Consider the following 24,740-nt stretch of genomic DNA (forward strand, 5'->3'; position numbering starts at 1 on the left):
TTAGCGGCACACTCTGGCAACGCCCCGACCCGAAGACGAGGCGGAAAAACCGCGCAAGCCGATGGTAAAGGCAAAATCCGTGGCTGGGGTGACGATAGTGGATGATGCAAAGCGGCGCGAGGCCGAAAGCTGCATCTCGACACATTCGTTGGTGTAGGTCAGGCCGACCCCGGCAGAAATCGGCTGATCGGCGACGATGTCATAGCGTCCCGACAGCGATCCGCGCAGATGACGGCCCAGATCGAAACCCGAGGAGAAGAGCCATTCCGACACTTTGTTCGGGCGGCCTTCGGTCGGGTCGGCGGACAGCCAGACATAGCTGGCCGACAGGTCATAACGCTTCGACGTCCATGTTGCCCGCGCCTCGGCCTTGTTGACGCCAAAGCCTTCGTTGAACAGCCCGCGGCCTGTCAGGGTGATCCCGTGTTTGCTGCGGAATTGCCCGGCGATCAGCAGGTCTGACGCCGTGTTGCGCAGGCCCGAAGACAGGGTGAAATTCGCATCCCGCGTTTCGCGGTAGACCGTACCAAGGGTCAGCCGGGCATCCCAGCCGTCAGGATTGATCCGGGTCCAGTTGATCCCCACCGCACCGCGGAACCCAACCTCGCGCCGGTCCGGGGCCGGAAAGCGCGACAGGCTAAGCAGGTTTCCTTCGTCAAATTCAACCCGCGTGCTTTCGTCATTGGCGACGTTCAGCCCCGTGCCACCAGTCCAGGCCGCCATGGCGACGGGTTCGATCACTTCGGAGATGCCGTTTTGAGTGCGCACCCAAGGCCAGCGCAGGGTGATGGCCGCCGTGGGGGCGACATTGGCTTGGTTCGACGGGAATGTCGGATCCTGCCGTGTCGCAAAGCTATCGGCCTGAACGCCCACCAGCCCTTCGGCGCGGATGCCAAGTGGCAGGGTCCATGTGTTGAACCATTCCGCGCCCGCACTGATACGCGCCACATCGCGGCCCAGAATGGCACTGTTTGAGGTGCGCAAATGGCTGTGCTGTTCCGCTGACAGGCGCAGTTCGCCGCCCTGACGCGGGAACAGGCGGCGTTCATATATCAGATCCCCCACGATCGACGGGATCTGGTTGTTCAACTCACCGGGGCGCAGGGTGTAGTAATGGCTGAGCCGTGCCTCGACATATTCGTCGCGCTGCGTTCGCGAGATGATGAGGTTGCTTTCCAGCAGGTCGTCGTCGGAATAGCCGTAGTCCGACAGGTAGGCGTCATCGGTGACGCCCTCTAGCTGAAAGGTCAGCTCATAGTCGCGCGCCAGATCGAATTGACCCGTGCCCCGGATATAGGCCCGGTTCGGGGCGATCAGCGAATCCTGACTGACCGCACCGTTGAAGGTGATCCGCCCGTTGACGAAGGCCTGACGATAGCGCCACTCCACCGTGCGGGTTTCGGACGATAAGTACGGTGTAAGTGTCAGGTCGCGATGATCGCCCAACTTGATGAAATAAGGGATCTTTACCCCGGTCAGCAGCTGAGAGTTCCGCTTGATCGATGGGATCAGAAAGCCCGTTGCGCGGGTCTGGTTCGGGTCTGGCAAACGCAGGCGCGGCGTCCAGAAGATCGGCACGCCCATGACCTCCATCCGGGCGTCATCGAAATAGAGCTGCATCTCTTCGCGGTCATGAATCACCCGCTTGGCCTTGATCTGCCACAGCGGTGCCTTGGTCCCGCAGACCTTGCATGAACTGACGGTCGCGCGGGTCAGCTGGGCATAGCGTCCATCGACCCGGTCCAGCCGCGCCGCGGCCAGTTGGAGCTGTTGGTTTATCACCAGCCGCGCGCTTTGGACGATGCCGTTGCGCAGATCACGGTCCAACTGGGCGGCGTCGGCGATGATCACCTCGTCCTCACCCCGGGTCAGAACGATTGGGCCTTCGATCAGCAGTTGTTCACTGTCGCGGTCATAACTGACGCGTCGCGCCCTCAGGCGGGCCTCGCCCTGCAGCACCTCGACCGAGCCTTCGGCCACAACGCGCGACTTGCCTTCCAGCCAGACGCGGTCGGCGACCAGCATCGCCGGACCATCGTCCGCAGCGCCAGTGTCCTGCGCCAAACCGGGCAGGGGCAATAGCAACAACAGAAGGGCAAGAAGGCGCAGGATCATCCGTCCTCCATATGCAACAACAGGCCGAGCGCAAGCAAAAGTGACGCTACAGGTGGTGCCCAAGCGGCCAGCATCACCGAAATCTGCCCCGACTCTCCCAAAATCTGCGCGAAATTTCGAATGTAATACAGGGCAAATCCCAACATGATCGCCGACAGAACTGCGACCCCGGTTTTACCAAACCGCACATGGCGCATTGTGAAGGCCGCCGCGATCAACACCATAGCGATCAGAAAGATCGGGCGCGCCAGCTCCATCTGGTACCAGACGGCATGGCGCCGGGCGGAAAATCCTGCCTCGGTCAGCAGGCGAATATAAGTGGGCAATTCCCAGATCGGGATCGCAGATGGATCGCCAAAGGTGTCACGGATCCGTGCCTCTGTCAGGGTCGAGGGCACTTCGACACGCTGCAGCGCCTGCACCTGCGCCTCTGGGTTCAGGCCTTCTTTCAAGGGCCAGATCCGGGCGTTGCGCAATTCCCACGCGCCGTCGATCAGCTTGGCCCAATCCGCTTCGATCCGCCGCTCTGGCCCGCCGGTGCCCGCGTATTCGATCATCGTCACATCGAACAACTCGGTCGCCTGCGGATTGGAGCGCGCGGCCCGGATCACCGTCTGCCCATCGCCATCGCCTTGACGCAGCCACAACCCTTCGCGTGACACCGACACCACGTCGACCCCGCCCGAGCGGAAGCGTTCCAACATATCCGCATAGCGTTTAGAGGTGGACGCGACGATCGGATTCACCATGCCAACGGTGATAAGGCCAATGAGAAACGCCACGAAGATCGGCGACAAAAGCGACCGCAACGCCGACCGCCCCGCGGCCCGCACGACCACCAGTTCGGACGACCGGGCAAGGCCCAGAAACAGCGCCACGGTGGCGAGGATCAGGATCAGCGGCAGGATCTGATAGATGCCCTGCGGTGCATTCAGCAGCACCAGATGCAGGACCTGAGCGAAACTGACGTCGTTCGACGACAGGCGGCGCAGATGTTCCACCACGTCGATCAGCATCGACATCATCAGGAACACGGCCAGAAGCCCAAGGAAGATGCGCAGGAACCGGCGCGCGAAATACAGATGCAGGATCATGAAGCCACCTGCCGTCTGAGTCTGAACCAAGGCCGACTGCCGCGCGCGGCCCACCACAGCATGACGAAGCCAAGGCCGATCCCGACCAAGGGCGCGACGTAAGTTAAAGGCCATTTCGACGCGTCTTTGAACACCGGGTCCGACAGGCTGCCCTCGATCGATTTCACGACCATCAGCAGCACGATGGCAAAGACGATCTGCTGCCAGACCCCGAACCTCGAATAGCCCCCCGTCAACAGCGTCGCAAACCCGATCAGGGCGGCGGCCACACACAGTAGGGCCTGTGCGAACCTGCCATGCGCCTCATAGGCGATCTGGCCGGGTGTCGCGCCGGTCAGAACCTGCACCATCTGCGGATTCTGCAGCAATTGCAGAGTCGGCAGGAACCGGATGTGGACATAGGTGCTGGCGTTGTCGCCAAACAGCCGCCCGATATCATAGGTGAAGTCCTGAAAATGGGTCGTGAACAGGCGTTCGTCTTCGGCGTTCAGGGTCTGCGCCAGACCATCGACCATCACCAGCTTGGCCCGCGCCGTATCGCCGCTGGCGTCCGGCACTAGATAGGCGCGGTCGGCGGTGAAGGTCTGCGGGTTCTCATCACTGCGCCGATCCGACAGGAAGACATCCCGCAACGTCCCGTCGGCGTCGATTTCCCGGATATAGAAGGTGATGCCATTGACCGGGTGCAGGAACGTGCCTTCGGTCAACAGACGGGCGGTGACATTATCGGCCACGTCTTCCTGCCGCTCTTGCAGGCGGGTCATCGCCATGGGCACCAGAAAATGCGTCATCACCGACATCATCAGCCCGACGATCAGCCCAAACCACAACACGGGCCTCGCCAGCCGGTAGGGCGAAAACCCCGTGGCCTGCATCACCACCAGTTCGCTTTCGCTGGACAGCCGGTTCGTCACATAGACCGAGGCCGCGAAAATCGCCATCGGCAGCACGATGCGCACAACGTTGGGCAACGACAGGGCCGTCAGTTCCAGAAACACCCACGCCGTCTGTCCGTCGCCGATCAGGGCATCGAACAGCCGAACGGCCTGGTTGATCCAGTAAATAGACACCAGAACCAGCGCAAAGAATCCAAACAGCACCAGAAATTGCGACAGCAAGTATCTGTCGAAACGCGCCAAGACTTCCCCCAAGTATGACCGCCAGCAGCAGGCTTACCGGACCCTAACGGATTTGATCTGGGGGGAAAACTGCTATCTGGCCAATTCCGCGGCGCGGCGCTAGCCTTTGGCAAAGCCTCGCCCATGAGGCCCGCAAATCTACAGGAGCTTTCATTGACCTCTCCGGCCAAAGTCACCTTTGTCGATCCCGATCTGGACGCAATCGCCACCGCCACCGGCCGCGTGGCCGTTGTTGTGTCCGGCGACGGAAAACTCAGCCCCGCTGCGCGCCGGGTGAACCGCCTGTCCCGCGGGGCGATCAAACGTCTGACCGAAAGCGACAGCTATGACAAACGCGCCATCGGAGATGTAGTCACGCTGGCCTATCCCGTGGGGATGGAGGCGGATGCCATCGACGTGGTGATCCTGAACCGTCGCTCGACTCAGGAACAGTTGCGCAAGGCGGGCGCCAGCCTTGGCAAGCTGATGGGCGAAGACGGGCTGTTGCTGCTGCCCGGCACCCTGCGCGACACGCAGCGCCTGATCGAGGCGATCGTGCTGCGCAATTATGCCTACAAGGATCAGAAAACGGATGAGGCCAAGCCCACGGGCACCATTACCGTGCAATGCGCCGATCCCGCGCAGATGGAACAGGTGACCCTGCCGTTGCTGGCCGTGGCCGAAGGTGTGTTCTTCACCCGCGATCTGGTCAGCGCCCCGGCCAACGTTCTGACCACAACCGAATTTGCCAACCAGTTGAAGGCCTTGGAAGACAGCGGCCTGAAGGTCGAGGTTCTGGAAGAAGACAAGCTGACCGAACTGGGCATGGGCGCGCTGCTGGCGGTCGGGCAGGGATCCGACAGCCCCTCCAAGGTCGTTGTTATGCGTTGGGATGGCGGCGGGGACGAGGCCCCGCTGGCCCTGATCGGCAAGGGCGTGGTCTTTGACACCGGGGGGATTTCGCTGAAACCCGCGGCAGGCATGGAAGACATGACCATGGATATGGGCGGCGCGGGCACCGTGGCCGGCGCGATGAAGGCGCTGGCCCTGCGCAAGGCGCGCGCCAATGTCGTGGGTCTGGTCGGGCTGGTGGAAAACATGCCCTCGGGCAATGCGATGCGGCCCGGCGACGTCGTCACCTCGATGAAAGGTGACACGATCGAGGTCACCAACACCGATGCCGAGGGTCGTTTGGTTCTATGCGACGTCATGTGGTACGCGCAGGATCGGTTCAAACCGCAGGGGATGATTGATCTGGCGACGCTGACCGGCGCGATCATCATCGGTCTGGGCCACCATAACGCGGGTGTCTTTTCCAACGATGACAAACTGTGCAACGCGCTGACCAAGGCCGCCAACAGCGTCGGGGAAGGTGCGTGGCGGATGCCCTTGGGGGACGCCTATGCCAAACAGCTGAAATCCCGCGTGGCCGATGTAAACAACGTCGGCGGACGTCCCGCCGGATCAATTACCGCAGCCGAGTTCCTGCACCGCTTCGTTAAGGACGATATGCCGTGGTGCCACATCGACATCGCGGGCGTCGCCAGCGTCAAAGCCGAAACCACCTTTGCACCCACCGGGGCCACCGGATGGGGCGTGCGTGCGCTGGACCAACTGGTCCAGACGATGATGGAAAAAGACGCCTGATGGGCGAGGCCTATTTTTATCACCTCACGCGCGGGCCGTTGGAACAGACCTTGCCGGTGCTGCTGTCCCGTTCTCTTCAGGCGGGATGGCGGGTGGCGGTGCGCGCGCCGACGGAAAACCGGCTAAGCTGGCTGGATCAGAAGCTGTGGGAAGGGCCAGAGGACGAGTTTCTGGCCCACGGGATTGCGGGCGGCGAACACGATGCGCTGCAACCCATCCTGCTGACGACGGACAAGGCGGCAAACGATCCGCAATGCCTGATGGCCGTGGATGGGGCAGAGGTCGACCCGCAAGAGGTCACCAACCTTGCCCGCGTCTGCATCCTGTTCGACGGCAACAACCCAAGCGCCGTCGATCACGCCCGTGGTCAATGGCGTGCCCTGACCCAAGCCGGGGTGGGCGCGAAATACTGGTCCGAGGAATCGGGCAAATGGCAGATGAAATCGGAAAGTCCCGCGAAAACAGCGGACTGAGCGGTCGACTTACGGCGTAAGCAACAACGCCCCATCGCCGATTTCAATCTTGGAAAACTGCTGCAGATACCGCATCCCCAACAGCGATTGCCGCATCTCACCACCGTTCACAACGGCCCGGACGTTGTTCCCCTGCACGGGGCCAAGCGCCACAGCATCCAGAATGACCGGGGCGATCCCGACCTCGCCGTTCGCGGACAGGGCGCGGCGGTTATAGACCAACTCGTCCAGATCCAATCCGACATGAGCCGCGTCTTTCTGCGTCAGAACGATGTCACTGGCGCCGGTGTCGACCATAAAGCGGATGGGGGTGCCGTTGACCTCGGCCGTCAGATAATAGTGACCGTCAGGCGCGCGCGGCACGGCGATGGATCCGCCTTGCACCACCGATTGCGTCGGCGTCACGGTGCGCCGCACGTCGTCCCACAGCCCGATCCCGGCGATCACGCCAACAAAGATCAGCACCCAGACCGCCGCCTGCTGGGCCATCTTGCCCAGTCGGTCGCGGTTCTGCACCAGCATCCAGCCGCCCACGGCCACCAGAAGCAGCACGAGGTAGGCGAGGTTCATCCAAGAATTCGTATCCATAGCATGGATATAGGTGCCGGGGCCGCCGACGTCACCCGGCCAGACCGAAATCCCGCAGGCCATCCAGCACAAATTGCACTGACAATGCCGCGAGCAGCATCCCCAGCACCCGCGTCACCACGTTAATGCCCACACGCCCCAACAGACGTTCCAGCAACCCGGCGGTCAAAAAGAAGACGAACACCACCAGCAGCACCGCTGCAACAACGCCAACGATCATCGCAGTGCCCAGAAGATCGTCCTGACGGCCCACCAGCAGGATCACCGTGGCAATCGCGCCGGGGCCCGCGATCAGCGGCGTGGCGATGGGAAAGACCGATGGGTCGGGCAGGTCCTCGGGGTTTTCGGCCTGATCCTCGCGCCGCTTGGTGCGTCGTTCGAACAACATCTCAAGCGCGGTAAGGAACAGAAGAACACCACCAGCGATGCGGAACGCGGGCATGGAGATGCCGACGAAACCCATCACGGCTTCACCGAAGATCGCGAAAAGAACCAGCAGAACCAATGCTATAAGGCAGGACCGTATTGCGATGGCACGACGGTTGGCCGCGGGCTGGCCTTGGGTCAGCGCGGCAAACAGGGGCGTCAGGCCGATCGGGTCAATGATGACGAACAGCGTGACGAAGGCGGTGATATATACGGTGTAATCCATGATCCCTCTGCGCTTTAGCTTGCCCGCGCGGCTTCGGCTTTGTCCAGCTTGGCCTGCGCATTTTCCCAAAGGGATTCCGCCCGCGTCATCGCTTCGCGCAACTCGGCGTATTTGCGGTTCCAGACCTCAAGCTCTCCGACCTTGCTGTCCTCGTACAGCGCGGGGTCGGCCAGCTTGGCCGACAGCTTTTCCGACATGTCCTGCAGCTTTTCTACCCGGTCTTCGCATTTGCGCAACTCGGACCGAAGGGCAAGAATTTCGTCACGCGAATACTGCCTAACTTTCTTTTTCTTTTCAGCCTGTTTCGTCCCAGAGTTCACGTTCAGCAAGAGGTCTCTGTAAGCTTCAAGATCATCGTCGTAGGGCGTCACCCGACCGTCTTTGACCAGCCACAACCGATCCGCGACCAGCGACAGCAGGTGCATGTCGTGCGACACCAGAACCACCGCGCCGTCATAGGCGGTCAGCGCTTCGACCAGCGCTTCGCGGCTTTCGATATCAAGGTGGTTGGTCGGTTCGTCGAGGATCAGCAGATGCGGCGCGTCCAGTGTCGCCAGCAACAGCGTCAGACGCGCTTTTTGTCCGCCCGACAGCCGCCCAACTTCGGTTTCGGCCTGATCCGCGCCAAGGCCAAAGCCCGCCAGACGCGCACGCAGCCGTGCAGGGGCCTCATCGGGCCGTTCGCGGCGCACGTGGTCGATGGGCGTTTCGTCCAGAAACAGCTCATCCACCTGATGTTGCGCGAAAAACCCGATGCGGAGCTTCGACGACCGGGTGATTTTACCTTCCTGCAGCGCCAGACGGTCCGACAGCAGTTTCGCCAGCGTCGATTTCCCTTCGCCGTTGCGCCCCAGCAGCGCGATCCGGTCATCCTGATCGATCCGCAGGTCCAGCCGTGACAGAACCGTGCGGTCGCCATAGCCCACCGAACCGCTTTCGATCCGGATGATGGGCGGCGAAAGTTCCTCGGGCGAGGGGAAGGTAAAGACGACGCGTGCCGCATCTTCCGGTGCGGTGATCCGTTCCATCTTTTCCAACTGTTTGACGCGGGACTGGGCCTGTTTCGCCTTGCTGGCTTTGGCCTTGAACCGGTCCACAAAGCTTTGAAGATGCGCGCGTTTTGCGTCCTGCTTTTTCGCGGCAGCGGCCTGTAGCGCCCGCTGTTCGGCGCGCTGGCGGGCAAAGCTGTCATAATTGCCGGTATACAGCGTAAGCTTCTTGCCTTCGAGGTGCAGGATCGCCCCAACAGCCCGGTTCAGCAGACCCCGGTCGTGAGAGATGATGATGACCGAATGCGGGTATTTCTGCAGATAAGCTTCAAGCCACAGCGCGCCCTCAAGGTCGAGGTAGTTGGTCGGTTCATCGAGCAGCAGCAGATCGGGCTGCGAAAACAGCACCCCCGCCAGCGCCACGCGCATCCGCCACCCGCCCGAGAAGGCAGAACAAGGCATTAGCTGTTCTTCTTCAGTAAAGCCGAGGCCCTTGAGGATCGTGGCCGCGCGCCCTTCGGCGGACCAAGCGTCGATATCGGCCAGTCGCGTCTGAATCTCAGCGATCCGGGCCGCATCCGTCGCGGTTTCCGATTCCGCCAGCAGCGAGGCGCGTTCGGTATCGGCGGCCAGCACCGTATCCAGCAGCGACACTTCGTTCCCCGGCACTTCCTGCGCGACACCGCCTATGCGGGCGCGTTCGGGCAGGGTGATCGTGCCACCGTCCAGCACCAGCTCTCCTCGGATCAGCTTGAACAGCGTGGTTTTCCCAGCGCCGTTACGGCCCACGATGCCAACCTTGTGGCCCTGAGGGATGGTGACAGAGGCGTTTTCGATCAGGGATCGGCCCGCGATGGAATAGGATATGTCGGTGATGCGCAGCATGGCGCGGCTCTAGCAGAGGTTTTGGGGCGGGGCCATGGGGGAAATTGGGGGGCTTTGCCCCCGGCCTGCGGCCTCCCCCAGAGTATTTCGGGAAAGATGAAGTTGGGGAGCGCGCATGGGCCGCGCCTTAGTACCTTTTCAAACCCACATCCCCATGCTAGGCGAGCGCCGAACATATGCGGGGCATAGGGCCCCTTAGTAAAAGGAAGAGACCCATGGCGACCGAACGCACGCTGTCCATCATCAAACCCGACGCAACCCGCCGTAACCTGACGGGCAAGATCAACGCCAAATTCGAAGACGCAGGTCTGCGCATCGTCGCACAAAAGCGTATTCACCTGACCAAAGCGCAGGCAGGCGAGTTCTACAAGGTTCACGCCGAGCGTCCGTTCTACGACGAACTGTGCGAATTCATGGCGTCCGAGCCGGTTGTCGTTCAGGTTCTGGAAGGTGAAGGTGCCATCGCGAAAAACCGCGAAGTCATGGGCGCAACGAACCCCGCCGATGCAGCCGCTGGCACCATCCGTGCAGAGTTCGCTGAATCCGTTGGCGAAAACTCGGTCCACGGTTCCGACGCACCGGAAACCGCAGCGGTCGAAATCGCTTACTTCTTCTCGGGTCTGGAACTGGTCGGCTAAGCCAACCCGTCAGACCGACAGATCAGGCCGCGTCCCTTAGGGCGCGGCCTTTTTCTATGCGGCCTTCGATATGGTCCCGCAGCAAGGCGGCGTTGCGGGTGTTGGATTTCCAACCGATATCAAAGATGTCACCGATCAGCGGCACAAGGCCGATCAACCAGTCGACGCCGATATTGCCCAACATGCGTGCCAGTTTGTGACCGGGCACGCCTTCGCGGCGGGCAAGCTCTATAATATATAGTGACGGGGCAAGGGTCAGCGTATCGCCTACGCCCGGAACCCAGCCGATGATCGAATCCAGACCCATGCGAATGGATGTTCCGGGGATGCGAACCGCCCGGTCCATGACGCGAGCGATCCGATCAACCTTATCAAGGGTTGGATGCGTGTAGGGAGTGCTACGCTGGTTCATATTCGCCTCAGGCCCGTGCCGGACCGCGCGACAGGATAATATAGAGCGCGTGGATGATGCCCGGGATGTAGCCCAAGATCGTCAGCAGAAGGTTCAGCCAGAAGGCGCCGCCCAGACCGACCTGCAGAAAGACACCCAGAGGCGGAATGAAGATGGCGATGATAATACGAAGAATATCCATAACGTGTCCTTTCGTGTTCCGTTGTGTAACCAACGGGGAAAGGCACATTTGGTTCCCAAGCGTCCTTTTGATCACGATCGGGTAGGCGGGTTAGCTGGCTGTGATGCCTGTGTCGCGCAGGAACTTGGCAAGCTCTGCCGGCAGGTCGTCGGGATCCTGCGGCTGGCTGGTGGCGCAGAGCGCGTCGAACCGCACACGCAGCGCGTCTTTCTCGGCGCCTTTGCAATCGTTCCACGGGCGGCCCTGCAATCCCATGACCAGTGCGTAGTAGCCGATGAAATGCGGGCGCGTGCCACTGGCCAGCAGTTTGGCATAGGCCGCATCGGCCCCAAGGTCGCGCAACTCATCCGCCGTATGGATACCCGCGCGGGCGAATTGGTCGACCGAGGCCGGGCCAAGGTTGCGGATGGCCGAGACGGGCTGCCCCATTATCTGGCCGAAATCGCCTCGAGCCCGTCGAGGATCAGGTTCAGGCCAAAATCGAAATCATCCACGTCAGGCGTTTCCGTGCCTGCCAATTCGGACGTGCGTTTATAAAGGTGGGGGTAGGTATCCTTGGGGATGTCCTTCAACGTCTTCTTGGCCGCGCGAGAGATCTCGCGCGCGCGGTTCGGACGGTTGAGCCGTTTCAGCGTGTAGCCGTAGATATGGTTATCGACCGTGTTGCGCGCGTCATCGGCCTGTCGCGGGCTGAAGCCGACGGCGATCAGACAGCCCAAAGTCGCATCCAGATAGGTCATCATGTTCGGCCCCGGCGGATGGCCCGCCTGAAACTGTTGCGCGGCCCAAGGGTGTTTCATCAGAACTTTATGCGCTGACTGAGACCGCGCCCGCATCTCTCCCTTCCAGTCGAAATCGGGGGTGGGGAGCGTGATCTCTCCGGCGACCAAATCGGTGATACCAGCGATGATGTCGGATTTGTTCGCTATATGATTATAGAGAGACATCGCCTCTACGTTCAGGGTGGCGGCGACTTTGCGCATCGACAGGGCGGCCAGCCCATGTTCGTCGGCAAAGGCAAGCGCCGCCTGTAATATACGGTCACGCGACAGGGGCTGTCGGGTGGTGGGTTCGGGCAGGGTGTCTTGGGTCGTGCTCATGTGCTTACGGTGTAAATGGACGCGCCCAGAGTCAAGCAGGTGGCTGGGGATAAGTTGAAGTGAAGCGTCTGCGGGCATGAGACGCTTGAGGGTAGGGGCCGTCCGCGGGCGGCAAGCGAAGCGGCCGCCCAGGGGGGCGGACGGCCGCTGCCCGGCGTTGCCGCCGGGCGAGTGCTATGATCGGCGTAGCGCGTCGTCTTCTGAAGGCACCGTCTGATTCACACGTCCCGCGAATCTCCTTTGCCCAATTCCGGCCCAATTTAGGCAGAATGGGGCAGCGACCGCCCCAATCCGTCACAATTACGAATCAAAATGTGGCCGTTTGGTTCACTGTTTTGAAACAGTTTTCCCAACACCCTAGGGACTGTTCGCGCCAATTGGGGCAGATCCTGCCCAAATCGCCTTTTTCGCCCCTTTTCCGTCTTATTTCTCCACTTCGCCGCCAACATCTGTATAAATGTCTGTGGGGGCCTTGAGATGCTGATGCGACGAAAGGCAAAAATATGACGATGCTGAACGAACTGAACAACGCTGCTGCTGCAACCCGCCGTGTGGGCAAGCAAGGTGCTGTTGTTAGCCTCATCGCCGCATCCCGCGTTCTTACCCTGAAAGGTCAGCGTCCTGCCGTCGCTCTGGAAGCCGGTGATCAGGTCATGACCCGCAACAACGGTCTGCAGACGATCCGTTTCGTCGCCCGCCGCGATGCCGAAACCGCCCAGATGGTGCACATCAAAGCCGGTTCCCTGGGTGAAGCACTGCCCGAAAGCGATCTGGTCGTTGCCGCCACCGACATGGTCAAGATGGCCGACGCCGAAGACATGATCGCCGCCGCTGATCTGGTGGGCCGTGACGGCATCACCGCACTGGAAGCCGACGTTGCCATCGTTGAAATCATGTTTGACGACTGCGTCACCCTGCTGGTCGAAGGTGTGTGGGTCGATGCCGCCGCCGTTGCCAAAGAAGATACCGCCGAAGAACTGACCGAAAAGTTCCCCGGCCTGAAATTGTCCGCCGCGCCCTTCAAGGCGGATCGTACCGCGCTGAACCCGGCAGTTGAAAAGCTGCTGTCCGACGTCATCGACTCTCTCTCGGTCGACGCGGACGCCTGATTTTAAACGGTCTGTTCTGGGGGGAAGGGGCCGCACCACATTTCAAGCAAAGCGATTTCAGCGTACGCCCGGCACGGTTCTAAACCGCGCCGGGCTTTTTCGTGGAACATACCTGTGGGTATCCTGATTCTGGCAAGGACGTGTTTGTCGGGGTGACGCCGGGCCATCGCTTGATTGTGCCGATAGCGGGCGTAAGTGTGGACAATCGCTTGGCAGAGTCCTGCCAAGTGGCAAAGGATACATACATGACCACGCAGACTGCGGCCCCACCGCGCAGGCGTTTTTCAATCATAGATAAACCAGTTAAAACCTTCACGCGGCGGAAGGCGTCATACGGCGTGACATGTCACGACACCTGTGACACTGATTTTGCCCATGAAGATTGAGCCGCTGTCAAATCTACGAACGCGACTTCGTTTTGATACACGTCCAGCCCACGAGGCGCTGGACCGTTTCGTGTCGCAGTTCGACCTGTCGACGCCGGTCGGATTAGCCGTCTTTCTGGCGATGCAGCAGGCCGCGTTAGACGCGCTGATCGCGGCAGATGGTGGTGACCGGACGCGGTCAATTCTGCCCGATCTGGCAGCCCGCGCAGCAGACGATCTGGCCACCCTTGGCGCGACGCCCGCACCTCAACGCCCAGCCCTTGGCACGACGCCCGATGCTATGGCGGTGGATTACGTCCTTCTGGGATCCCGGCTTGGCACGGCCGTGCTGAAAAAACGCTGGTCGATGGCCACCGATGAACGGGTGCATGCGGCGTCGGCCTATTTCTCGGCCCCCACATATATTGATGTCTGGCAGGCGTTTTGCAGCGCCGCAGCGGAGGTTCCGGCGGACAGCCCGCAGGCCCAGACAATCGTTAACGATACAAGCCGTCTGTTTGACTTCTACCACGGGTGCGCCGTCGCAGCCCACAAGGACTTGGCCACCGCTTATGCCTGATCCCCAGACCACCACCGAACAGGTGCAATACGATCTGACCAATTGTGATCGCGAACCGATCCACATCCTAGGCCAAGTCCAGCATTTCGCCTGCCTGATCGCCATCTCGACCGACTGGATGATCACCCATGCGTCGGAAAATTGTCAGGATCTGATCGGCCACGACGCCCATGATCTGGTGGGCACGCGGTTCATCGACCTGTTTCCAGAAGAAACAATCCACTTCCTGCGCACGCGGATGCAGGTGCTGAACCAGAATTCCGGGGCCGCGCGCGTCTTTGCCTATCCGATCTTCGAAGACAACCGCCTGTACAACGTGTCGATCAGCCAAAGCGGCCGTAACATCGTGTTCGAATTCGAGCCGCGCGAAAAGGTCAAACGCTCGCCCGACGACGGATCCACCGTTCAGGCGCTGATCGCCCGTGTGCAGAAACACACCACCATCGCCGGCATGTCGGCCGAGGCCGCGCGGGGCCTGAAGATCCTGTCGGGTTTTGACCGCGTCATGGTCTATCAGTTCAACGCCGATGACAGCGGCACGGTCATCGCAGAAGAACACGGGCCCAATCAGGAAAGCTTTATGGGGCTGCGTTACCCGGCCAGCGACATCCCGAAGCAGGCCCGCGCGCTTTACGTCAAAAGCCTGCTGCGCCTGATTTCCGACGTCAACGGCGACACCCACGCGATCTATCCCGAACGCGACCCGAACGGAGAGCCGCTGGATCTGTCGCTGACCATGTCGCGCGCCGTGTCGCCGATCCATCTTGAATACCTGCGGAACATGGGCGTCGGCGCGTCGATGTCGGTGTCGATCCTGCGTAAGGGCAAGCTGTGGGGGCTGTTCGCCTGCCACCACGACACGCCCCGCCACATCGATTATGAAACCCGCAGCTCGGTCGAACTGTTTGCCCAGCTGTTCAATTATGAACTCGCTCAGGTCGAGATGAACGAAGAACTGGCCGAGGTTGATCGCGCCCGGTCCTTGCACGACCGGCTGATGTCTCAGCTTTCTGGGGATCAGTCGATCGTCGATGTCTTTGATGTTTTTTCCAGCAGTATCAAAGAGGTGATCCCCTTTGACGGAATCGCGGTCTATAGCGATGGCGATTACCGGCAGGACGGCTCTACCCCCACGAAAGAAGAGTTCATGGGGCTGGCGCGGTTCCTGAACACCACACCGGCGGGGCAGGTGTATTCCACCCAGCAACTGGCGAAACGCTATCCGGCGGCCGAGGCATTCGGCGAGCGGGTGGCCGGGATCCTCGTGCTGCCGATCTCGCGCACCCCGCGCGATTACCTTGTGCTGTTCCGCCGGGAAATCACCGCGTCCGTCAACTGGGCCGGTAACCCGGAAAAACCGGTCGAGCTTGGCCCGAACGGATCCCGCCTGACACCGCGCAAAAGCTTCAAGGCCTGGCAGGAAATCGTCCGTGGCCAGTCCGCGCCGTGGCGGTCCAGCGAATTGCGCGCCGCCGACGCGCTGCGTGTGACCTTGTTGGAAGTCGTCCTGAAAATGGCCGATCAGCGCAACGAAGTTCGCCGCAGGGCACAGGACCAGCAGGAATTACTGATCGCGGAACTGAACCACCGCGTTCGAAATATCCTGAACCTTATCAGGGGCTTGGTGTCACAGGGTAAGAACAATGCCGACTCGGTCGATGCCTATCGTCAGGTGCTGGACGCCCGTATCTACGCACTGGCCCGTGCCCACGATCAGCTGACCCAGTCCGAATGGGATTGGGTGCCCCTCCGCGGCCTTGTCGAAACAGAGGTCAAAGCCTTTCTGACCGACAAGGCGTCGCGCGTATCGATCACCGGGGACGAGGTCGACCTGTCGCCCGGCGCCTTCACCACCATGGCGCTGGTCATCCACGAGCTTGTCACCAACTCGGCCAAATACGGTGCGCTGAACGATTCCAGCGGGTCGGTCACCATCGACGTGCATCTGGACCCGGACGGCGTCGCGCGTCTGACGTGGCGCGAATACGACGGCCCGCCCGTACAGGCCCCGACGCGCCGCGGTTTTGGTACGACGATCATCGAACGGTCGATCCCTTACGAACTGAAGGGCACGGCCGAGGTGCATTACAAAGTCACCGGGCTCGAAGCGGACTTCACCCTGCCGGGCCTGCATGTGCGTGCCGTGAAAAGTGCCCCGGTCGAAACCGACGATATGGTTATCCAAGCGGTACCAGAGGTCGAGATGTCGGGCCATTGTCTGGTACTAGAGGACAACATGGTCATCGCGCTGGACGCATCGGACATGCTGGCCGAGATGGGAGCCGATTTCGTCAGCACCGCCAGCCGCGTGTCGGACGCCTTCCAGATCCTGCAATCGCAGAAGATCGCCTTTGCGCTCTTGGATGTGAACCTTGGGGACGAGACATCGCTGCCGGTGGTACGCCATTGTCTTGAAAAGGGAATTCCCGCGATTTTGGCGACGGGCTATGGCTCCAACACTGATCTGGTCGAACAATTCCCGACGGTGCCGATCTTGAAAAAACCCTACACCATCGAAAGCCTGAGAGAGACGCTGGCGGCGATGGACCTGTAAGCACAGGGGCCCGGAAAACCGTTCGGAGTGCCGGGCCCCTTCGGACCTCGGTTTAGCGGGTAACGACTTCGATCCGGTCCAACTGGAAGACGCTGCGATCCGCGGCCAATTCCTGACATTGCTCAGGCTGCGCATCGTTTCCCTCCGGTGACGGCGGCCACCTGTGATGAAAGCCAGAGAACCCAGTGCATCGCCATTCCGAGTAGGCGGTCAAACTAATCCACGATTCTCATTTGAAGGTCCCAAGCGTCGACCCTGCTTGGGATCTAGAAAAGTGCGCACACCGGGACAGGACATCAGATGAAGACTGCCTGCAACGTCATGATGGAAGGATCAGATCGCCAGCCGAACCCCAAAAGTCTACCGCCTCGCAACAACGTGAAGGGGGCGACTTACCAAAAGGGAAAGTGGCGGAGAGACAGGGATTCGAACCCTGGGTGGGCTTGCACCCACAACGGTTTTCGAGACCGCCCCGTTCGACCACTCCGGCACCTCTCCGCGGGGGTCTGGGAGGTCCTCCTAACGGCATCTCTCCGCCCACGCAAGAGGCGTTTTGCATTGCGTGCGCCCGGAAATGACCTAACTTCCAAGGAAAGCCGCGTTGCCGGGGAAATCCGGCCCGCAAACTTATGAAAAAACTCTGATAGGTGCCCCAATGCCATCCGCCCGTGCCATGCGTTTTCCCCTGATCCAGTTCACCACGACCCTTTTGGCCGTGCTGGCGCTGGCGACGCAGCTTTGGGCCGCGGATCGCGACAAGGTCCGCGCCTTCCTGACCGTCACTGGCTTTGACGTGGCGCTGGAATCGATCAAGCTGTCGGCCGAGGATGCGCCGCGGATGCTGGGCCTGCAGGCCGAGGATTTCGGCGCAGCCTGGACGCTGATGGCGGGCGATGTCTTTAACGTGAAGGATATGCAGGCCGACGCGATGGACATCCTGTCCCAGACCCTCAGCGATGAGGCGCTGGCCCATGCCGCCGATTTCTACGCCACCGATCTGGGGCAGCGGCTGGTCGAGGCCGAGAACGAAAGCCATTTGCGCGACCGGGCCGACAAACGCGATCAAGGTGCAGAACTGCTGGAAGAGGCGAAACAGGAAGACCCGGAGCGTGTGATCGCCATCCAGCGCATGATGGACGCGATCGGATCCGAAGACCAAAGCCTGCGTGCCGCGAATGAGCTGGAGATCCGGTTCCTGATGGCCGCTGCACGGGCAGGGGTGATCGAACTGCGTCTGGACGAAGAGGGCATCCGCGCCGCGCAGGCCGAGCAGGCGGAAGAGATCAAACAGAACATGCGCGCGTCTGGCATGGAAAGCTCGGCCGCGACCTATCGCGATTTCACCACCGAAGAGATCGAGACCTACGCCGAGGCGCTGGAGCAGCCCCTGATGCAAGAGGTCTACGAGTTGATGAATGCCGTGCAGTTCGAAATCATGGCCAACCGTTTCGAAGAGGTCGCGACCCGTCTGGCCGAAATGGGTCCGGGGCAGGAACTGTGAGCTTTCTGCGCGCGGCCTGTCTTGGTCTGAACCTGACGCTTGGGGCACTGACGTTTGGAGGCCTGACGCTTGGCGCGGTAAATCCCGCCCTTGCGCAGTCCGACACCATCACGGCTGACCAGCAGTCCCGCCTGTGGGACGCGCTGGATATGCCCGGCGCGCTGGACGTGATGCGCCGCGAAGGCCTGTCGCTGGCCGATGAGGTGGCCGAGCAATATCTGGTGGGCCGCACGGGTGCGTCTTGGCAGGATGCTGTCGCCACGATCTATGACGGCGACGCCATGGGCGACATGATGATGGACGGCATGGTGGCCGATCTGGGGGGCGCTGATCCTGACCCGATGCTGGCGTTCTTTGAAAGCGATCTGGGCCAGCGCATTATCACGCTGGAAATGTCGGCGCGCGAAGTCTTTCTGGATTCCGATATGGAAGAGGCCGCCCGCGACCGTGTCCGCACCGACGCCATCGACCCTGACCGTATGGAGCTGATCGACGAATTCATCGCCGTGAATGATCTGGTCGATTACAACACCTCTGGCGCCATGAATACGAATGTGGCCTTTCTGAGGGGGCTCGCCACGTCCGAGATTTTCGAGATGGGCGAACAGGAAATCCTCGACGGGGTCTGGGGCGATTCTGACGCCAGCCGCTCGGATACAGAGGAATGGCTGCGCGCCTATCTGAGCACCGCCTATCAGCCCCTGTCGGACGAAGACCTGCGCGCCTATATCGCGTTTTCCGAAACCGAGGCGGGCCAGCGTTTGAACCGCGCGCTTTTTGTCGGTTTTGGCGATATGTATACGTACCAGTATAACGCGCTTGGCCTTGCGGTGGCGCAGCAACTGGCGGGGCAGGACCTTTAGGCAGGAAAACCTAATATCCTGCGGCCTTGGCGCTTGACTTAAAGGGGAATCCTGCGTATCTGCCCGCATCCCGGCAGGTCTTTGGCCCGCGCGGGAAATTTGTAATTCGCCCGGACAAGGGCGCGCAGTTCGACGGCGGGGCAACCCGGAAACGCCTGAAAAGGGGCCAGAGGACGCGGTAGATAAGGAAGATGCACATGTTTGCGGTCCTCAAGACCGGCGGTAAGCAGTATCGCGTTAAATCTGGCGATTTGCTCCGCGTGGAAAAGCTGGCGGCTGATGCTGGCGAAAAAGTTCAATTCAACGAAGTGTTGATGCTGGGCGGCGACGATCTGGTCGTTGGTGCCCCCCTGATCGAAGACGCCGGCGTTCAGGCCGAAGTCGTTGACCAGATCAAGGGCGACAAGCTGATCCACTACGTCAAGCGTCGTCGTAAGCACTCGTCGCAGCGCAAGAAGGGCCACCGCCAGCAACTGACGCTGCTGCGCGTGACCGACATTCTGGCCAACGGCGCAGGCAAATCCGGCGTGAAGGCTGCCATCGGTGCGGGCTCCGTTTCCGGTGCTCCGGCCGGCAAGGCCGACAAGGCGACCCCCGGCAAGACCGCTGGTGCCGCCATCAAGACGACCAACAAGTCCGAAGCCGCAACGCTGGACGCGCAAGCGAACAACGACAGCGAAGCAGCTCAGGACTTGACCGCCATCACCGGCATCGGCCCGGCGGCTCAGAAGAAACTGAACGAAGCTGGCGTGTTCACCTACGCCCAGCTGGCAGCGGTCGACGCGGAAAACTTTGACGCCGTCAAAGTGAAGCCCGAGTGGATCGAACAGGCTAAAGAACTGGCCTAAGGCTAAGGAGAGAACGATATGGCACATAAAAAAGCTGGCGGTTCATCCCGTAACGGACGCGACTCAGTCGGACGTCGCCTGGGCATCAAGAAATTCGGTGGCGAAGCCGTCATCCCCGGCAATATCCTTTGCCGTCAGCGCGGCACCAAGTGGTGGCCGGGCGAGGGCGTAGGCCTGGGCAAGGACCACACCATTTTCGCGACCGTCGAAGGCAATGTGAAGTTCCACAAGGGCCTGAAAGGCCGTACCTTTATTTCGGTTCTGCCAGCGGTGGAGGCCGCAGAGTAAGCCGATCTTAAGGCTGATGAGACATCAGGAAGGGGATCGGGAACACTCCGGTCCCCTTTTTCGTTAAGGGGTACTTCTGAGGAGGAGCTTTGGTATGGACGACCTCTTTAACCACGTTCCGGAAATTCAGGCCGACGGTCTGGTTCTGCGTCCCGTACGTCGGTCGGACGCGGGGCTGATCGAAATGTACGGCTCGGACGAACGGGTGGCGCGGATGACCACGTCGATCCCACACCCTTTGCCGCCCGGTACGACCGAAGCCTTCGTGAACCGCGCCATGACGAACCCGGATCTGGAAATGATCTGGGCGATGGACGCCTCGGCCAATGGTGGGGCGGAACTCAAAGGCATCATTTCCCTCGAACGGATGGAAATGGGGCCAAACGGTGGGCCATCGCAGTCTGAAATCGGGTACTGGGTCGCACCAGCGTGGTGGAACACCGGCACGGCCTCGGCTGCGGTGCAGGCGCTGATCACGGCCAACCCACTGCAGAACGACACGATCTTTGCCTCGTGTTTTCAGGACAACCACGCCTCGGCCCGTGTCCTGACCAATGCCGGGTTCGCCTATGTGGGCGACGCCGAAACATACTCGGTGGCGCGCAACGCCAAGGTCGCAACCTGGACCTATATCCGTAAACTGAATTGAGCCGCCGGACAGCTTGAGTTAAGCGACCTTAGCGGCAGGAGAACAAAGATGAAGTTCCTCGACCTCGCCAAGGTCTATATCCGGTCCGGAGCGGGCGGCAACGGTGCCGTTTCCTTCCGACGCGAGAAGTATATCGAATTCGGCGGGCCCGATGGCGGCAACGGCGGACGCGGCGGTGATGTGATCGCCGAAGCGGTCGAAGGCCTCAACACGCTGATCGATTTCCGCTACCAGCAGCATTTCTTTGCGCAAAACGGTCGCGGCGGTCAGGGCCGGATGAAGACCGGCGCCGATGGCGACGATATCATCCTGCGCGTGCCTGTCGGCACCGAACTGTTGGAAGAAGACGGCGAAACCGTCATCGCCGACATGACCGAACTGGGCCAGCGCGTCGTGCTGGCGCGGGGCGGCAACGGCGGCTTTGGCAACGCGCATTTCAAAACCTCGACCAATCAGGCGCCGCGCCGGGCGAACCCCGGCCAAGAAGCCGTCGAACGCACCATCTGGCTGCGGCTCAAGCTGATCGCGGATGCGGGCCTGCTGGGTCTGCCGAACGCGGGCAAATCGACGTTCTTGGCGGCGACGTCCAATGCGCGGCCCAAGATCGCGGATTACCCCTTCACCACGCTGCATCCCAATCTGGGCGTCGTCGGTGTGGACGGGGCGGAATTCGTCGTGGCCGATATCCCCGGCCTGATCGAAGGTGCCTCCGAAGGGCGGGGACTGGGTGATCTGTTTCTGGGCCATGTCGAACGCTGTTCAGTCCTGCTGCATCTGATCGACGGCACGTCTGACGATGTGGCCGAAGAATATCGCACCATTATTCAAGAGCTTGAGGCCTATGGCGGTGATCTGGCCGACAAGCCGCGCGTCACCGTTCTGAACAAAATCGACAGCCTTGATGACGAATTGCGCGACATGCAGCGCGAGTTTCTGGAAGAGGCCGTCGGCGGCCCTGTCATGCTGATGTCCGGCGCATCCGGCGAAGGTGTCACCGACGTGCTGCGCGCGCTGCGAGCCGAGATCAGCGAAGACCGGCTGCGCCAGAAGGTGCAGGACGAGGGTGAGGAAGAGCCTTGGCAGCCCTAAGCCTGAAAGATGCTCGACGCGTGGTGATCAAGATCGGATCGGCCCTGTTGGTGGACCGGGACACCGGATCCCTGCGCGCGGACTGGTTGCAAAGCTTGGCCGACGACGTGGCGGACCTGCGGGGGCGTGGCGTGGACGTTGTGCTAGTCTCGTCAGGCTCTATCGCTTTGGGGCGCGGCGTGCTGGGGCTGGGCCTTGGCGTGCTGGCCTTGGAACAGGCGCAGGCGGCGGCGGCCACGGGCCAGATCGGTCTGGCCGCGGCATATACGCAGGCTCTTGGGCGGCATCAGATCAAGGTGGGGCAGGTGCTGGTCACGCTGGAAGACAGCGCAGACCGCCGCCGCTACCTGAACTCTCGGGCGACGCTGGAAACCCTTTTGTCCTATGGGGTTGTGCCGATCGTGAACGAAAATGACACGGTGGCCACGGACGAAATCCGCTATGGCGACAATGACCGTCTGGCGGCTCAGGTCGCCGTGACGGTTGGCGCTGACCGGTTGGTGCTGCTGTCGGATGTCGATGGCCTTTACACCGCGAACCCCAACACCGACCCATCCGCCAAACGGCTGGACCAGGTGGTCCAGATCACGGCCGAGATTGAGGCGATGGCAGGTGACGCCGGGTCGGGCCTGTCCAAGGGCGGGATGAAGACCAAGGTGATGGCCGCGAAAACCGCCACAGCGGCGGGCTGCGCCATGGCAATCACGCTCGGGTCGCCGATGAACCCGATCACCGCGCTGGAAAACGGCGCCAATGCCACGTGGTTCACCGCCAAGGGTGACCCCCGTGCCGCGCGCAAGGGCTGGATCAGCTCAATGAAACCGCAGGGCCGTCTGGTTCTGGACGCAGGGGCCGTGCGTGCACTGCAGCAGGGGAAATCGCTATTGCCCGCAGGCGTTCGCGCCGTGCACGGGCATTTCGGACGCGGCGATCCGGTGGAATTGACGGGCCCCGAGGGCGAGGTTCTCGCTCAGGGACTTACACGGTATACTTCGGACGAGGCGACCCTGATCGCAGGCCACCGCTCGGCCGAAATTGAACAGCTGCTGGGCTATTCGGGGCGTGCCGCATTGGTGCACCGCGATGATCTGGCCGTGCTGGCCTCCAACGACAGAAAGGAAGCGATATGAAGGACTTGGAGAATATCCCCGACGTCATGCGCCAATTGGGCGACAACGCCCGCAAGGCCGCAGCAGACCTGGCCTTCGCTTCCCCAGACCGCAAGCACGCGGCCCTGATCGGGGCGGCCGATGCCGTTTGGCAGAACCGGGACAAGATCATCGCCGAAAACGCCGAAGACCTTGTTTACGGCGAAAACAAAGGCCTGTCGAAGGCCATGATGGACCGCCTGATGCTGGACGAAGACCGCATCCGGGGCATCGTCGATGGTCTGCGCACCGTGGCCGATCAACGCGATCCCGTGGGCGATACGATTGCCGAATGGGATATGCCCACCGGCCTGAACATCCGCCGGGTTCGCACGCCGCTTGGCGTCATCGGCGTGATCTATGAAAGCCGCCCGAACGTGACGGCGGACGCGGGCGCGCTGTGCCTGAAATCCGGCAACGCGGTGATCCTGCGCGGCGGCTCGGAAAGCTTCCACAGCTCGGCCGCGATCCACGAATGTCTGGTTACCGGCCTGAAACAGGCGGGTCTGCCCGAAGCGGCGATCCAGCTGGTGCCCACGCGCGACCGCGCGGCGGTGCAGGAAATGCTGACCATGACCGACCATATCGACGTGATCGTCCCGCGTGGCGGCAAAGGTCTGGTGGGTCTGGTGCAACGCGAAGCCCGCGTGCCCGTCTTTGCCCACCTCGAAGGCATCTGCCACACCTATGTCGGTGCCACGGCGGATCCGGCGATGGCGGTGGAAATCGTCCTGAACGCCAAAACCCGGCGCACCGGCATCTGCGGATCGCTGGAATGCCTGCTGATCGACTGGCGCTTCTACACGCAGCACGGATCCATCCTGACCGACGCACTGGTCGCGGCAGGGGTCGAAGTGCGTGGCGATAAGGAATTGTCCAAGCTTGACGGTGTGATCCCGGCCAGGGCGGATGATTACGGCAAGGAATTCCTTGATATGATCTGCGCGGCCAAGCTGGTCGATGGCGTGGACGAGGCGATCGACCACATCCGCACCTATGGGTCCAACCACACCGACGCAATCATTACGTCTGACCAGAAAGCCGCCGATTACTTCTTTGAACGGCTGGATAGCGCGATCCTGATGCACAACGCCTCGACCCAGTTTGCCGATGGCGGTGAATTCGGCATGGGCGCGGAAATCGGCATCGCAACGGGCAAGATGCACGCGCGTGGCCCCGTGGGCGCGGAACAGCTGACCAGCTTTAAATATCTGGTCAGCGGCAACGGCGCGACACGCGCTTAACCATTTGGCGTGATCCTCAGGGTGACGGACGTGTCACCCGGGGTGACCGTCAGATGCCGTTGGTGCGTCTTCAACACCAGCGGCAGCATCGCATATTGCACATGGGCGGGCAGGGGGTCAGCCTCTGCCTGACCCTGCAATAGCCCCCACATCTCGGCGTTGGGGCGATCCATTTCGGCAGGCCCGGTGATCGCCCAGCCATCATCGATGCCGCGGGCCACGATTGTTCCACCGCGCGGCATCGCGGATTCCAGGCACATCATCGCCAGAAACACCTGCTGCGCATCGGCCCGCAGACAATCCTTATCCAGCGTCCAATCGTATCGCACACGACCCGCGCGGCTCATGTCGGCCAGCGTGCCCATCACCTCGGCCCGAGAGATTGGCTGCGCAACCCCGGCCAGACCGAACGCCACGCGCATATACCGGATCCGGGCCGAGGCGTTCTTGACGCTATCCTCGATCAGCGCCATTTCAGGACCAGCGCGACCCTCCATCGCCAAAAGTTCGACGCCATTCTGGATCGCCCCGACAGGAGAGATCAGGTCATGGCAAATCCGCGATCCAACGAGGGCCGCAAGCCTTTGGGTTTCATCCGACATGGTGGTAT

25 protein-coding genes and 1 tRNA gene are annotated in these 24,740 nt (G+C 61.4%); 14 read left to right on the forward strand and 12 right to left on the reverse strand.

The genetic code is table 11. The features are described 5' to 3' along the window. From ACI3GR_RS06675 to lptF, 3 genes are read right to left on the reverse strand one after another with little or no spacing between them, the layout of a single operon-like run. A complete protein-coding gene (locus ACI3GR_RS06675) occupies positions 1-2,115 on the reverse strand; it encodes an LPS-assembly protein LptD (RefSeq protein ID WP_407493300.1) in 2,115 nt (704 codons plus the stop codon). Beyond that, positions 2,112-3,209 carry an LPS export ABC transporter permease LptG gene (lptG, locus tag ACI3GR_RS06680; protein WP_407493301.1) on the reverse strand — a complete coding sequence of 366 codons (1,098 nt, stop codon included), beginning with the start codon at positions 3,207-3,209 and terminating at the stop codon, positions 2,112-2,114. The genes ACI3GR_RS06675 and lptG overlap by 4 nt, the downstream gene beginning before the upstream one ends. After that, positions 3,206-4,348: an LPS export ABC transporter permease LptF gene (gene lptF / locus ACI3GR_RS06685; RefSeq protein WP_407493302.1), complete on the reverse strand. Its 1,143-nt coding sequence runs from the start codon at positions 4,346-4,348 to the stop codon at positions 3,206-3,208. The genes lptG and lptF overlap by 4 nt, the downstream gene beginning before the upstream one ends. 153 nt (positions 4,349-4,501) lie before the next feature. On the opposite strand from lptF, the gene ACI3GR_RS06690 reads away from it, so the two are divergent. Next, positions 4,502-5,974: a leucyl aminopeptidase gene (locus tag ACI3GR_RS06690; protein WP_407493303.1), complete on the forward strand. Its 1,473-nt coding sequence runs from the start codon at positions 4,502-4,504 to the stop codon at positions 5,972-5,974. Continuing rightward, positions 5,974-6,447: a DNA polymerase III subunit chi gene (locus ACI3GR_RS06695; protein WP_407493304.1), complete on the forward strand. Its 474-nt coding sequence runs from the start codon at positions 5,974-5,976 to the stop codon at positions 6,445-6,447. The genes ACI3GR_RS06690 and ACI3GR_RS06695 overlap by 1 nt, the downstream gene beginning before the upstream one ends. A gap of 9 nt (positions 6,448-6,456) precedes the next feature. Here ACI3GR_RS06695 and ACI3GR_RS06700 read toward each other — a convergent pair whose 3' ends face one another. The 3 genes from ACI3GR_RS06700 to ACI3GR_RS06710 are packed head-to-tail and all read right to left on the reverse strand — an operon-like array spanning position 6,457 to position 9,561. Further along, positions 6,457-7,035 (reverse strand): retropepsin-like aspartic protease family protein, encoded by a 579-nt coding sequence (locus ACI3GR_RS06700; RefSeq protein ID WP_407493612.1) that lies wholly within the window; start codon positions 7,033-7,035, stop codon positions 6,457-6,459. Between the two features lie 31 nt (positions 7,036-7,066). Next, positions 7,067-7,687 (reverse strand): MarC family protein, encoded by a 621-nt coding sequence (locus tag ACI3GR_RS06705; protein WP_407493305.1) that lies wholly within the window; start codon positions 7,685-7,687, stop codon positions 7,067-7,069. Positions 7,688-7,701: 14 nt separating this feature from the next. Next, positions 7,702-9,561 (reverse strand): ABC-F family ATP-binding cassette domain-containing protein, encoded by a 1,860-nt coding sequence (locus ACI3GR_RS06710; protein WP_407493306.1) that lies wholly within the window; start codon positions 9,559-9,561, stop codon positions 7,702-7,704. Between the two features lie 215 nt (positions 9,562-9,776). On the opposite strand from ACI3GR_RS06710, the gene ndk reads away from it, so the two are divergent. After that, positions 9,777-10,199: a nucleoside-diphosphate kinase gene (gene ndk, locus ACI3GR_RS06715; RefSeq protein ID WP_407493307.1), complete on the forward strand. Its 423-nt coding sequence runs from the start codon at positions 9,777-9,779 to the stop codon at positions 10,197-10,199. A 22-nt stretch (positions 10,200-10,221) separates the two neighbouring features. On the opposite strand, the gene ACI3GR_RS06720 is transcribed toward ndk, so the two are convergent. From ACI3GR_RS06720 to ACI3GR_RS06735, 4 genes are all read right to left on the reverse strand, one after another. Then, positions 10,222-10,611, reverse strand: a complete 390-nt coding sequence (locus ACI3GR_RS06720; RefSeq protein ID WP_407493308.1) for a DUF4112 domain-containing protein — start codon at positions 10,609-10,611, stop codon at positions 10,222-10,224. A 7-nt stretch (positions 10,612-10,618) separates the two neighbouring features. Then, complete coding sequence (locus tag ACI3GR_RS06725) at positions 10,619-10,792, reverse strand: YqaE/Pmp3 family membrane protein (protein WP_407493309.1); 174 nt, start codon at positions 10,790-10,792, stop codon at positions 10,619-10,621. A 90-nt stretch (positions 10,793-10,882) separates the two neighbouring features. After that, positions 10,883-11,221 (reverse strand): TfoX/Sxy family protein, encoded by a 339-nt coding sequence (locus tag ACI3GR_RS06730; protein WP_407493310.1) that lies wholly within the window; start codon positions 11,219-11,221, stop codon positions 10,883-10,885. Beyond that, positions 11,221-11,892 (reverse strand): TetR/AcrR family transcriptional regulator C-terminal domain-containing protein, encoded by a 672-nt coding sequence (locus tag ACI3GR_RS06735; protein ID WP_407493311.1) that lies wholly within the window; start codon positions 11,890-11,892, stop codon positions 11,221-11,223. Before ACI3GR_RS06735 ends, ACI3GR_RS06730 begins: the two co-directional genes overlap by 1 nt. A gap of 503 nt (positions 11,893-12,395) precedes the next feature. Here ACI3GR_RS06735 and ACI3GR_RS06740 point away from each other — a divergent pair. From ACI3GR_RS06740 to ACI3GR_RS06750, 3 genes are all read left to right on the forward strand, one after another. After that, positions 12,396-13,001, forward strand: coding sequence for a Hint domain-containing protein (locus ACI3GR_RS06740; RefSeq protein WP_407493312.1), 606 nt, complete (start codon positions 12,396-12,398; stop codon positions 12,999-13,001). A gap of 456 nt (positions 13,002-13,457) precedes the next feature. Next, positions 13,458-13,946 carry a heme oxygenase-like domain-containing protein gene (locus tag ACI3GR_RS06745; protein WP_407493313.1) on the forward strand — a complete coding sequence of 163 codons (489 nt, stop codon included), beginning with the start codon at positions 13,458-13,460 and terminating at the stop codon, positions 13,944-13,946. Continuing rightward, on the forward strand, positions 13,939-16,500 hold the full coding sequence (locus ACI3GR_RS06750) for an HWE histidine kinase domain-containing protein (protein ID WP_407493314.1): 2,562 nt from the start codon (positions 13,939-13,941) through the stop codon (positions 16,498-16,500). The genes ACI3GR_RS06745 and ACI3GR_RS06750 overlap by 8 nt, the downstream gene beginning before the upstream one ends. Positions 16,501-16,908: 408 nt before the next feature. Here the strand turns inward: ACI3GR_RS06750 and ACI3GR_RS06755 are convergent. After that, positions 16,909-16,998: transfer RNA gene (locus ACI3GR_RS06755), tRNA-Ser, on the reverse strand. Between the two features lie 157 nt (positions 16,999-17,155). Between ACI3GR_RS06755 and ACI3GR_RS06760 the strand changes: the two genes are divergently transcribed. The 8 genes from ACI3GR_RS06760 to ACI3GR_RS06795 all read left to right on the forward strand — a co-directional run bounded on the left by ACI3GR_RS06760 (position 17,156) and on the right by ACI3GR_RS06795 (position 24,130). After that, positions 17,156-18,001, forward strand: coding sequence for a DUF2059 domain-containing protein (locus ACI3GR_RS06760; protein ID WP_407493315.1), 846 nt, complete (start codon positions 17,156-17,158; stop codon positions 17,999-18,001). Beyond that, positions 17,998-18,864, forward strand: coding sequence for a hypothetical protein (locus ACI3GR_RS06765; RefSeq protein ID WP_407493316.1), 867 nt, complete (start codon positions 17,998-18,000; stop codon positions 18,862-18,864). The genes ACI3GR_RS06760 and ACI3GR_RS06765 overlap by 4 nt, the downstream gene beginning before the upstream one ends. A 197-nt stretch (positions 18,865-19,061) precedes the next feature. Further along, positions 19,062-19,712 carry a 50S ribosomal protein L21 gene (locus ACI3GR_RS06770; RefSeq protein WP_407493317.1) on the forward strand — a complete coding sequence of 217 codons (651 nt, stop codon included), beginning with the start codon at positions 19,062-19,064 and terminating at the stop codon, positions 19,710-19,712. A gap of 18 nt (positions 19,713-19,730) precedes the next feature. Next, entirely contained in the window at positions 19,731-20,000 is a 270-nt protein-coding gene (gene rpmA, locus ACI3GR_RS06775) for a 50S ribosomal protein L27 (RefSeq protein ID WP_407493318.1), read from the forward strand. A 94-nt stretch (positions 20,001-20,094) separates the two neighbouring features. Next, positions 20,095-20,649 carry a GNAT family N-acetyltransferase gene (locus ACI3GR_RS06780; RefSeq protein ID WP_407493319.1) on the forward strand — a complete coding sequence of 185 codons (555 nt, stop codon included), beginning with the start codon at positions 20,095-20,097 and terminating at the stop codon, positions 20,647-20,649. Between the two features lie 48 nt (positions 20,650-20,697). Beyond that, positions 20,698-21,738, forward strand: a complete 1,041-nt coding sequence (obgE, locus tag ACI3GR_RS06785; protein ID WP_407493320.1) for a GTPase ObgE — start codon at positions 20,698-20,700, stop codon at positions 21,736-21,738. Beyond that, entirely contained in the window at positions 21,726-22,868 is a 1,143-nt protein-coding gene (gene proB, locus ACI3GR_RS06790; RefSeq protein ID WP_407493321.1) for a glutamate 5-kinase, read from the forward strand. The genes obgE and proB overlap by 13 nt, the downstream gene beginning before the upstream one ends. Further along, the gene (locus ACI3GR_RS06795; RefSeq protein WP_407493322.1) at positions 22,865-24,130 is read left to right on the forward strand and encodes a glutamate-5-semialdehyde dehydrogenase; all 1,266 of its coding nucleotides are present in this window, start codon (positions 22,865-22,867) and stop codon (positions 24,128-24,130) included. The genes proB and ACI3GR_RS06795 overlap by 4 nt, the downstream gene beginning before the upstream one ends. Here the strand turns inward: ACI3GR_RS06795 and ACI3GR_RS06800 are convergent. Further along, entirely contained in the window at positions 24,127-24,732 is a 606-nt protein-coding gene (locus ACI3GR_RS06800) for a histidine phosphotransferase family protein (RefSeq protein ID WP_407493323.1), read from the reverse strand. The genes ACI3GR_RS06795 and ACI3GR_RS06800 overlap by 4 nt on opposite strands. Positions 24,733-24,740: the final 8 nt, after the last annotated feature.

Source organism: Pseudooceanicola aestuariicola (genome assembly GCF_045763785.1).
Classification (GTDB): domain Bacteria; phylum Pseudomonadota; class Alphaproteobacteria; order Rhodobacterales; family Rhodobacteraceae; genus Pseudooceanicola.

Coding starts and splice junctions, on each gene's coding strand:
- ACI3GR_RS06675 (WP_407493300.1), bottom strand. CDS start 2,115: ATGATCCTGCGCCTTCTTGCCCTTCTGTTGTTGCTATTGCCCCTGCCC.
- lptG (WP_407493301.1), bottom strand. CDS start 3,209: ATGATCCTGCATCTGTATTTCGCGCGCCGGTTCCTGCGCATCTTCCTT.
- ACI3GR_RS06695 (WP_407493304.1), top strand. CDS start 5,974: ATGGGCGAGGCCTATTTTTATCACCTCACGCGCGGGCCGTTGGAACAG.
- ACI3GR_RS06700 (WP_407493612.1), bottom strand. CDS start 7,035: ATGGATACGAATTCTTGGATGAACCTCGCCTACCTCGTGCTGCTTCTG.
- ACI3GR_RS06705 (WP_407493305.1), bottom strand. CDS start 7,687: ATGGATTACACCGTATATATCACCGCCTTCGTCACGCTGTTCGTCATC.
- ACI3GR_RS06710 (WP_407493306.1), bottom strand. CDS start 9,561: ATGCTGCGCATCACCGACATATCCTATTCCATCGCGGGCCGATCCCTG.
- ndk (WP_407493307.1), top strand. CDS start 9,777: ATGGCGACCGAACGCACGCTGTCCATCATCAAACCCGACGCAACCCGC.
- ACI3GR_RS06720 (WP_407493308.1), bottom strand. CDS start 10,611: ATGAACCAGCGTAGCACTCCCTACACGCATCCAACCCTTGATAAGGTT.
- ACI3GR_RS06725 (WP_407493309.1), bottom strand. CDS start 10,792: ATGGATATTCTTCGTATTATCATCGCCATCTTCATTCCGCCTCTGGGT.
- ACI3GR_RS06730 (WP_407493310.1), bottom strand. CDS start 11,221: ATGGGGCAGCCCGTCTCGGCCATCCGCAACCTTGGCCCGGCCTCGGTC.
- ACI3GR_RS06735 (WP_407493311.1), bottom strand. CDS start 11,892: ATGAGCACGACCCAAGACACCCTGCCCGAACCCACCACCCGACAGCCC.
- ACI3GR_RS06740 (WP_407493312.1), top strand. CDS start 12,396: ATGACGATGCTGAACGAACTGAACAACGCTGCTGCTGCAACCCGCCGT.
- ACI3GR_RS06750 (WP_407493314.1), top strand. CDS start 13,939: ATGCCTGATCCCCAGACCACCACCGAACAGGTGCAATACGATCTGACC.
- ACI3GR_RS06760 (WP_407493315.1), top strand. CDS start 17,156: ATGCCATCCGCCCGTGCCATGCGTTTTCCCCTGATCCAGTTCACCACG.
- ACI3GR_RS06770 (WP_407493317.1), top strand. CDS start 19,062: ATGTTTGCGGTCCTCAAGACCGGCGGTAAGCAGTATCGCGTTAAATCT.
- rpmA (WP_407493318.1), top strand. CDS start 19,731: ATGGCACATAAAAAAGCTGGCGGTTCATCCCGTAACGGACGCGACTCA.
- ACI3GR_RS06780 (WP_407493319.1), top strand. CDS start 20,095: ATGGACGACCTCTTTAACCACGTTCCGGAAATTCAGGCCGACGGTCTG.
- obgE (WP_407493320.1), top strand. CDS start 20,698: ATGAAGTTCCTCGACCTCGCCAAGGTCTATATCCGGTCCGGAGCGGGC.
- ACI3GR_RS06795 (WP_407493322.1), top strand. CDS start 22,865: ATGAAGGACTTGGAGAATATCCCCGACGTCATGCGCCAATTGGGCGAC.
- ACI3GR_RS06800 (WP_407493323.1), bottom strand. CDS start 24,732: ATGTCGGATGAAACCCAAAGGCTTGCGGCCCTCGTTGGATCGCGGATT.